Source organism: Oerskovia sp. NPDC060338 (genome assembly GCF_042726295.1).
Taxonomy (GTDB): domain Bacteria; phylum Actinomycetota; class Actinomycetes; order Actinomycetales; family Cellulomonadaceae; genus Oerskovia; species Oerskovia merdavium.
Window position 1 is genome coordinate 198,699 of sequence record NZ_JBHXCQ010000013.1, and the last position, 7,964, is coordinate 206,662.

Annotated in this window: 7 protein-coding genes; 3 read left to right on the plus strand and 4 right to left on the minus strand. The window is 71.2% G+C overall.

The window, feature by feature from the left end:
- Position 1: 1 nt before the first annotated feature.
- Together ACFWGN_RS17050 and ACFWGN_RS17055 are read right to left on the minus strand one after the other, a co-directional pair.
- The gene (locus tag ACFWGN_RS17050) at positions 2 to 901 is read right to left on the minus strand and encodes a universal stress protein (protein ID WP_377618475.1); all 900 of its coding nucleotides are present in this window, start codon (positions 899 to 901) and stop codon (positions 2 to 4) included.
- Positions 902 to 1,054: 153 nt separating this feature from the next.
- Positions 1,055 to 1,678, minus strand: coding sequence for a hypothetical protein (locus tag ACFWGN_RS17055; RefSeq protein WP_377618477.1), 624 nt, complete (start codon positions 1,676 to 1,678; stop codon positions 1,055 to 1,057).
- A 185-nt stretch (positions 1,679 to 1,863) separates the two neighbouring features.
- On the opposite strand from ACFWGN_RS17055, the gene ACFWGN_RS17060 reads away from it, so the two are divergent.
- The 3 genes from ACFWGN_RS17060 (at position 1,864) to ACFWGN_RS17070 (ending at position 6,164) form a co-directional block, all read left to right on the plus strand.
- On the plus strand, positions 1,864 to 2,739 hold the full coding sequence (locus ACFWGN_RS17060; RefSeq protein WP_377618478.1) for a YwiC-like family protein: 876 nt from the start codon (positions 1,864 to 1,866) through the stop codon (positions 2,737 to 2,739).
- Positions 2,740 to 2,984: 245 nt separating this feature from the next.
- Positions 2,985 to 5,552: an ATP-dependent Clp protease ATP-binding subunit gene (locus ACFWGN_RS17065; RefSeq protein ID WP_191800869.1), complete on the plus strand. Its 2,568-nt coding sequence runs from the start codon at positions 2,985 to 2,987 to the stop codon at positions 5,550 to 5,552.
- 165 nt (positions 5,553 to 5,717) lie between these two features.
- Positions 5,718 to 6,164 (plus strand): hypothetical protein, encoded by a 447-nt coding sequence (locus ACFWGN_RS17070; RefSeq protein WP_377618480.1) that lies wholly within the window; start codon positions 5,718 to 5,720, stop codon positions 6,162 to 6,164.
- On the opposite strand, the gene ACFWGN_RS17075 is transcribed toward ACFWGN_RS17070, so the two are convergent.
- On the minus strand, positions 6,161 to 6,574 hold the full coding sequence (locus ACFWGN_RS17075; RefSeq protein ID WP_377618482.1) for an SRPBCC domain-containing protein: 414 nt from the start codon (positions 6,572 to 6,574) through the stop codon (positions 6,161 to 6,163). The two genes, ACFWGN_RS17070 and ACFWGN_RS17075, sit on opposite strands and share 4 nt — an antisense overlap.
- 161 nt (positions 6,575 to 6,735) lie before the next feature.
- Complete coding sequence (locus ACFWGN_RS17080) at positions 6,736 to 7,314, minus strand: endonuclease domain-containing protein (protein WP_377618484.1); 579 nt, start codon at positions 7,312 to 7,314, stop codon at positions 6,736 to 6,738.
- Between the last annotated feature and the right edge of the window lie 650 nt (positions 7,315 to 7,964).

Here is a 7,964-nt window from a genome sequence, read left to right on the forward strand (position 1 = left end):
CTCAGGACTCCCCGGCGGGGCGACGCACGACCGTCACGGGGCACGACGCGTACTCGACGACCTGCCGGCTGACCGAGCCGAGCAGCAGCCGGTCGAACCCGCCCGTGCCACGGTTGCCCACGACCAGGCGCTCCGCACCGTGGGACGCCTCGATCAGGCCCTTGGCCGGGTGCGCGTGCACCACGCTGCGGCGCAGGTGGTCCTCGGGGAGGTCCGCGCCCGCGGCCTCGAGGGCACGGTCGAGCTGCTCGCCCGCGAACTTCTCGTAGTCGTCGATCGGCGGGGTCCAGCCCCACGAGTCCGGCAACGGGGCGAGCGTGACGATCTGCCAGCAGAACACGGCGTCGAGCACGGCGCCCGTGCGCCGGGCGACCTCGAGCCCGTGGCGCAGCGCGTGCACCGAGGTGCGCGAGCCGTCCACGCCCACGACGACGCGCGGCGCGTCGCCGTCAGCCTCGGGAGCGTCGGCGTCCTCGCGGGACCGCACGACCGTGACCGGGACCTCGGTGGCGCCCTGCACCACGGCCGAGGACACCGATCCCAGCACCAGGCGCCCCAGGCGTCCCAGCCCTCGGCTGCCGACCACGAGCATCTCGGCGTGCTCGGCCCGGGCCAGCAGAGCGGCCGCGGGCGAACCCTGGACCTGCTCGGCGTGCGTGATCGCCTCGACCCCGGTCCGGTGCCGGGCCTCGTCCAGGAGCGTCAGGACCTGCTCCTGCTTGAGGTCCGCGAGGTGGCTGAAGTCTGAGGGCTCCGACGGGCGCGGACCGTCCTGCCACGAGGGCTCCCACGCGAGGACCGCGGTGAGCGGCACCCCTCGTGAGCCTGCCTCGGCGAGGGCCCAGTCGAGGGCCTCCTGCGACTGGACCGACCCGTCCACACCGACGACCACGTCACGCATCGACGTCACCTGCTCTCTTGCTCGACGACCGTCCAGTGCGACTGTGCACCGTCCGCACCACCCATCTTGGTCGTTCCCGGCAGCCACGTCACGCCTGGGCGTGTCTGCTTGATCACGCCACGGCGTCAGCACCGCGCGAAGGGTGCGGACGGGTCAGAACCGCGGTCCGTCGTCCCCGTGGAGGAGGTTGCGGATCGGGGCCGTGGAGATGTCCAGACGGTCCACGAGATCGGCCGGGCCGGACACGATCACGGCCCGGTCACCGATCGGGACGTACACCGCGACCGTCCCCCGGACCGTGACCCGCACGCACGGGTGCGAGACGTCGTCGAGCACGAAGGCCGTGCGCTGCAGCGCAGCGAGGTCGACCTCCTCGACGATCGCACGCATGGCCGAGCGGTAGTCCTGGTAGGCGTCGGCGAAGTCTGCGCCGGTCGGGCCCTCGGCCCCCTCGGGGACGTCGTTGTGCAGGGGCGAGGCCAGCGCCCCGCTGAGCGCGGCGCGCACGATGTCGTCGATCTGCTCGGGGTCCTCCGTGCCGACGCGGAGCGTCTCGACGTCGACCGCCTCGCCCACGAACGACACGTAGGCGCGCAGGAACCGCTCCTCGGTGGGGTCGCGGTCGTCGCCCGTCCCGGTGACGGTCTCCTCCTCGAGGTCCAGCCCCCACGTGAGCGGGTCGGAGATCTCGCCCACCACGCCGCTGAAGCGCGCGAAACGGGCGACGATCTGCTCCCACGACTCATGGGCGCCTGCTGGTTCGTCCGGCTTGTGCATCGTCCTCCCTCGGACTGGCGGGTGCCCCTGCCACGAGCCTGCCCTCGCGGTGCTCCCGGGTCAACGATGCTGTCGGCGCGCCGGGAACGCACGTCGGGGACCGGGTGAGTCCACCGGCCGGGACGCGTGGTCCGCCCGCCGGGACGTCCTCGTGGGCTGCGCGGACGCGTGCCAGTCTCGGGGGCATGACCCAGCGGAGCACGCGACCTGAGCGGCGTCCGGCAGGACGTCGACGACGCCGCGGCCCCGGCTGGGTCCCCGACCAGCACGGCGCGTGGGCGATGCTCGCGGTGCCGCTGCTGGTCGGCGTCGTGCTCGGCGGTCCCGCCTGGGTGCACGTGCCGCTCGCCGTCCTGTGGTTCGTGGGGTACTTCGCGTTCTTCGCCGCGGGCCTGTGGCTCAAGTCGCGCTTCAAGGCGCGCTACCTGCCGCCCGTGCGGGCGTACGGGATCGCGACGGTCGTCCCAGCCGTCGCGGTCCTGGTCCTGCGGCCCGACCTCCTGGCCTGGGTCCCGCTGTTCCTCCCCCTGCTCGGGGTGAGCCTGTGGAGCTCGTACCGGCGGCGCGAGCGCTCGCTGCTCAACGACGGGGCCACGGTGCTCGCGGCGTGCCTCATGCTGCCGGTCGCGTTCGCGGCGGGGACGGGTCCGGCGCCGGACCTGTGGCCGGGGATCTCCCTGCCCGACGGCGTCACGGGCCTCGCGGGGATCGGCTGGCCCCAGGTGTGGGCCGTCTTCGTCCTCGTGCTGGCGTACTTCGCGGGGACGATCCTCTACGTGAAGACGCTCATCCGGGAGCGGGGCGAGCGCTCCTACCTGGTCGCGTCGGCCGTCTACCACGTGGCCGCCGGGGTCGTCGTGAGCGCGGCGCTCGCAGCGGCCGGGCTCGCGTGGTGGCCCGCGGCGCTGCTGTTCGCCGGCCTGACGGTCCGGGCGGTGTGGGTGCCGAGGACCGAGGCCAAGCCGTTGCAGTTCGGGATGGGAGAGGTCGCCGCGAGCGTTCTCGTCCTGGTGGTCGCGCTCTGGCTGCCCTCGACCCTCGCGGTCGCGGGGGCCGCCTGACCTCGCCCGACGCCCCCGGGAGACGAGGGGCACCCGGGGCGCGGCGCCGTCGGGCAGGGGCCCGGACGAGCCTCCTCGGCCGCCCACCGACGCTCGGCCGAAAGGTCACGGACCGAACCCCTCGTCACGCCCCTGGCGAACAAGGGCATATCCGTGGGGTCGGCCCCGTTGGTCACGGATAGAGTCGTTGCGGTCAGGCCTGAGCACCACCGGTGCGGGTGTACGCCGCTCGTGAGGAGCAGCACATGTTCGAGAGATTTACCGACCGAGCCCGTCGGGTCGTCGTCCTTGCCCAAGAAGAGGCACGGATGCTCAACCACAACTACATCGGCACCGAGCACATCCTGCTCGGCCTCATCCACGAGGGAGAGGGAGTCGCAGCCAAGGCGCTGGAGTCCCTGAACATCTCCCTCGACGGTGTGCGCTCGCAGGTCACCGAGATCATCGGCGAGGGCCAGCAGGCCCCCAGCGGGCACATCCCGTTCACGCCGCGCGCCAAGAAGGTCCTGGAGCTCTCGCTCCGCGAGGCCCTTCAGCTCGGCCACAACTACATCGGCACCGAGCACATCCTGCTCGGGCTCATCCGTGAGGGAGAGGGTGTCGCAGCCCAGGTCCTCACCAAGATGGGCGCCGACCTCAACCGCGTGCGCCAGCAGGTCATCCAGCTGCTGTCCGGGTACCAGGGCAAGGAGCCCGTCGCTGCGGGCGGCCCCGCCGAGGGCCAGCCGTCCGGCTCGGCCGTGCTCGACCAGTTCGGCCGCAACCTCACGCAGGCCGCACGCGAGGGCAAGCTGGACCCGGTCATCGGACGCACCTCGGAGATCGAGCGCGTCATGCAGGTCCTGTCGCGCCGCACCAAGAACAACCCTGTCCTCATCGGCGAGCCCGGTGTCGGCAAGACCGCCGTCGTCGAGGGCCTCGCCCAGGACATCGTCCGCGGCGACGTGCCGGAGACGCTCAAGGACAAGCAGCTCTACACGCTGGACCTCGGCGCCCTGGTCGCCGGTTCCCGCTACCGCGGTGACTTCGAGGAGCGCCTGAAGAAGGTCCTCAAGGAGATCCGCACGCGCGGCGACATCATCCTGTTCATCGACGAGATCCACACGCTCGTCGGTGCGGGTGCTGCCGAGGGCGCGATCGACGCGGCGAGCATCCTCAAGCCGATGCTGGCCCGTGGCGAGCTCCAGACCATCGGTGCGACCACGCTCGACGAGTACCGCAAGCACATCGAGAAGGACCCGGCCCTGGAGCGTCGCTTCCAGCCGATCCTCGTCTCGGAGCCGAGCCTGCCGCACGCGATCGAGATCCTCAAGGGTCTGCGCGACCGCTACGAGGCGCACCACCGCGTGTCCATCACGGACGCCGCACTGGTGGCCGCCGCGACGCTGGCCGACCGCTACATCAACGACCGGTACCTGCCGGACAAGGCGATCGACCTGGTCGACGAGGCCGGTGCGCGCCTGCGCATCCGTCGCATGACCGCCCCGCCCGAGCTCAAGGAGCTCGACGAGAAGATCGGCGAGGCGCGTCGCGACAAGGAGTCCGCGATCGACGAGCAGGACTTCGAGAAGGCCGCTCGTCTGCGCGACACCGAGAAGCAGCTCACGCAGCAGCGCGCGGACAAGGAGAAGGCCTGGAAGGCCGGAGACCTGGACACCGTCGCCGAGGTGGACGAGGACCTGATCGCCGAGGTCCTGGCCATGTCGACCGGCATCCCGGTCCTCAAGCTGACCGAGCAGGAGTCCGCACGCCTGCTGAAGATGGAGGACGAGCTGCACAAGCGCGTCGTCGGCCAGGAGACCGCCATCAAGGCGCTCTCCCAGGCGATCCGCCGCACGCGTGCAGGCCTCAAGGACCCCAAGCGTCCGGGTGGCTCGTTCATCTTCGCCGGCCCCACGGGTGTCGGTAAGACCGAGCTGGCCAAGGCGCTCGCCGAGTTCCTCTTCGGGGACGAGGACGCGCTCATCCAGCTCGACATGTCCGAGTTCTCGGAGAAGCACACGGTCTCGCGTCTCTTCGGCTCGCCCCCCGGCTACGTCGGCTACGACGAGGGTGGCCAGCTGACGGAGAAGGTCCGTCGCCGTCCGTTCTCCGTGGTCCTGTTCGACGAGGTGGAGAAGGCGCACGCCGACATCTTCAACTCGCTCCTGCAGATCCTCGAGGACGGTCGCCTGACCGACTCGCAGGGCCGCGTGGTCGACTTCAAGAACACCGTCATCATCATGACCACGAACCTCGGTACGCGGGACATCGCCAAGGGTCTCCAGACCGGCTTCAACGCCGGCGGCGACCTGGTGACGAGCTACGACCGCATGAAGGCCAAGGTCAACGACGAGCTGAAGCAGCACTTCCGCCCGGAGTTCCTCAACCGCGTCGACGACGTGGTGGTCTTCCCGCAGCTCTCGCAGAAGGAGATCGTCCAGATCGTCGACCTCATGGTCGCCAAGCTGGACAAGCGCCTGCAGGACAAGGACATGGGCATCGAGCTCACGGACGCAGCCAAGGCGCTGCTCGCCGAGAAGGGCTACGACCCGGTCCTGGGTGCTCGTCCGCTGCGTCGCGCGATCCAGCGCGACATCGAGGACGTGCTCTCCGAGAAGATCCTGTTCGGCGAGCTCAAGGCTGGCCAGGTCGTCCTGGTCGACGCCGAGGGCGAAGGCCTGCTGGGCGAGTTCACGTTCCGCGGCGTCTCCAAGGACGACCACGAGCGTGGCCCGGTGAGCGTGGCCGCGACCGCGGCGCTCAACGCGCCGACGGGCATCTCCACGGCAGACCTCCCGCCGACCGGCGAGCTGCGAGCCGGCGCCGAGTGATCCTCCCGGCAGCCACCGGCTGTCGATCCCCGGTCGTCTGACGCCGACCGGACGAAGGGCCCCGATCCACACGGATCGGGGCCCTTCGTCGTCCCCGTGGTCCGTGGTGCCGGGCCGAGCCCTCGCAGCGTGGGGACCGGCGCCTCCTGCAGGCAGACTTGTCCGATGGAATGCAGCCCTCTCGACGGTGGTGCGGTGTCCGGCTCGGCGTCGCGGCACCGTTCTCCCGGGGACCAGCTCGGTGCCCCGGATCACGACCCTGCGGTGGCGGGGCTCACGCGCTGGATCGAGGCTCGGGCCCACGCCGCCCGACATGCACAGCGGTGGTGGTACCTGTCCTGCGGGCGCGAGCTGGACGGGTGCGCCTACGCCTACGCTTGCGTGCGCGTCGGGGGCCAGATCGTCGCGGTCCGTCAGGTCGTCGGGTTCGAGGACGGCACGTGGCACCGGTACGCGTACGACGAGATCGTCGTCGATCCACGCGGCGGGCTCACCGACCAGCCGTTCGTCGAGGCCGACGTCGACGGCGTCGGAGACCATGTACGGCCGATCACGCCCGAGTCGTTCGCACGGACGTGGGCCCTCGCGGAGGGCTCGGCGAACCCGACCTAGTCGTGCCCCGCGAGCGAGGCGAGCGCGGTGCGCCAGAGCTCCTCGGAGTGCTGGACCGCCTCGGGGGTGTCGTTGTTGTCCTGCCGGATCGTCACGCGGGTGCCGTTGGGGTCCGGGGCGAGCGTGATCGCGACCTCGTGGTGGTTCTCCGGGACGTCGGGCACGCCGCTCGCGGGGGAGTAGTGCGTGAAGCGCAGGGTCCTCGGCCGGTCGACCTCGAGCACCGTGCCGTGGTCCTCGAAGTGCTTGCCCTGGTACTGGCCCTCGAACGTGATGGTGCTGCCCGGCTGGTAGTCCGTCTCCACGTTCGCGCCCAGCATCCAGGTCGCGGACGGGTGGACCAGCTCGGCCCACACCCTCTCGGGGCGGGCGGCGATGTGGATCGAGGCGGTGGCGACGAGTCCGGTCATGGGACCTCTCCTCCGTGAGCGGTTTCCTCGACCGTAGCGCCCTGCCCGGCGGTCGGCACGGGCGGCGTGGCAGAGACCGAACGGGCAGATGGTCACCGAGCGTGCAGCTCGGGCTGTGAATGGCCGCCGGGAGACGACCCGAACTGCACGTTCGGCGTGGCTCAGAGGGCACTCGCGAACGGCCCGGCCAGGACGTCGCGGACCAGGGCGACGACTTCGGCAGGTCGACGGAGCTGCGCCCGGTCGACGACGAGAACCGTCCACCCGCACCGACGGAGCGCGTTGAGGCGAGCACGGTCCCGACGGATGCGGTCGGGAGAGTCGTGGTGCGCGCCGTCGTACTCGAGGGCGACCCTCAGGTGCGGCCACGCGAGGTCGACGCGCGCAACGAACCGACCGGTCGCGTCGCGCACCACGTACTGGGTCACGGGCCGCGGCAACCCTGCGAGGACGAGAGTCAGCCGGAGCGTGCTCTCTCGCGGAGATTCCGCTCCCGCGTCGCACAACGCGAGCACGTGCGGTACGCGGCGGACTCCCCGTGCCCCACGGTGCTCGACCGCCGCCGTGCGGACCTCCTCGGCCGAGACCCGGGAGAGTCTGAGCAGCGCGTCGATCAGCGGTACCGCCACGTCGAGCGGTTCGAGCCGGGCCAGGTCGATCATCGTCCGCACGGGGGACGTGACCCGTCCGAACCCGTTCCGGCGCCACACGTCGTCCGGCCCGAAGGTGGCTGAACGCATCGCCACCTGGGGGCGTGACCTGACCCGACGGGGGGTCGGGACCGCCATCTCGACCGGGTCGTCGGCGTCAGCCTGACGAGCGCCCCAGCACCACGCCGCGCTGCGACCACAGACGACGGTGTCGCTTCCCAGGGCCGCCCGGGCGCCGAGGATCATCGTGCCGTGGTCGAGGGGCTCGGTGGCGGCGATGTGAACACCGCGCAGGAGGCGGCGGTAGCCCGGCCCGCGGAGCTTCGCGGGTGTCGTCAGCGACGGGGCGGTGTCCCGCCGGAACGGATCGCTGCGCAATGGTCGAGGAAGTGGAGAGGTAGGCATCGCGCAGTCTTGCGCGTACGGTGACTCGGGCCGGCAGGTCTGCTCCTAGCCCTGTGGGGAGCGGGGCACGGGCGTGCCCTGTGGACGGTGCAAGCGGGGGCCGCCGAGGGGGTCTTCTCTCCGAGCGTGCAGTTCGGGCTGTGCGTGAACTCCCGGTGCAGCCCGAACTGCACGCTCGACGAGTCTCGCCGCGCCGGGCCCCCGCGAGGCGAGCGACGCCCACGGGGTCGTTCCGCGGCGCACCGCCACGGCTGCTGTCTCTTATACACAACAGACGCTGCCGACGAATCCTAGGGTGAAGAACTCGGGGGTCGCCGTAACATAAAAAACGCGGG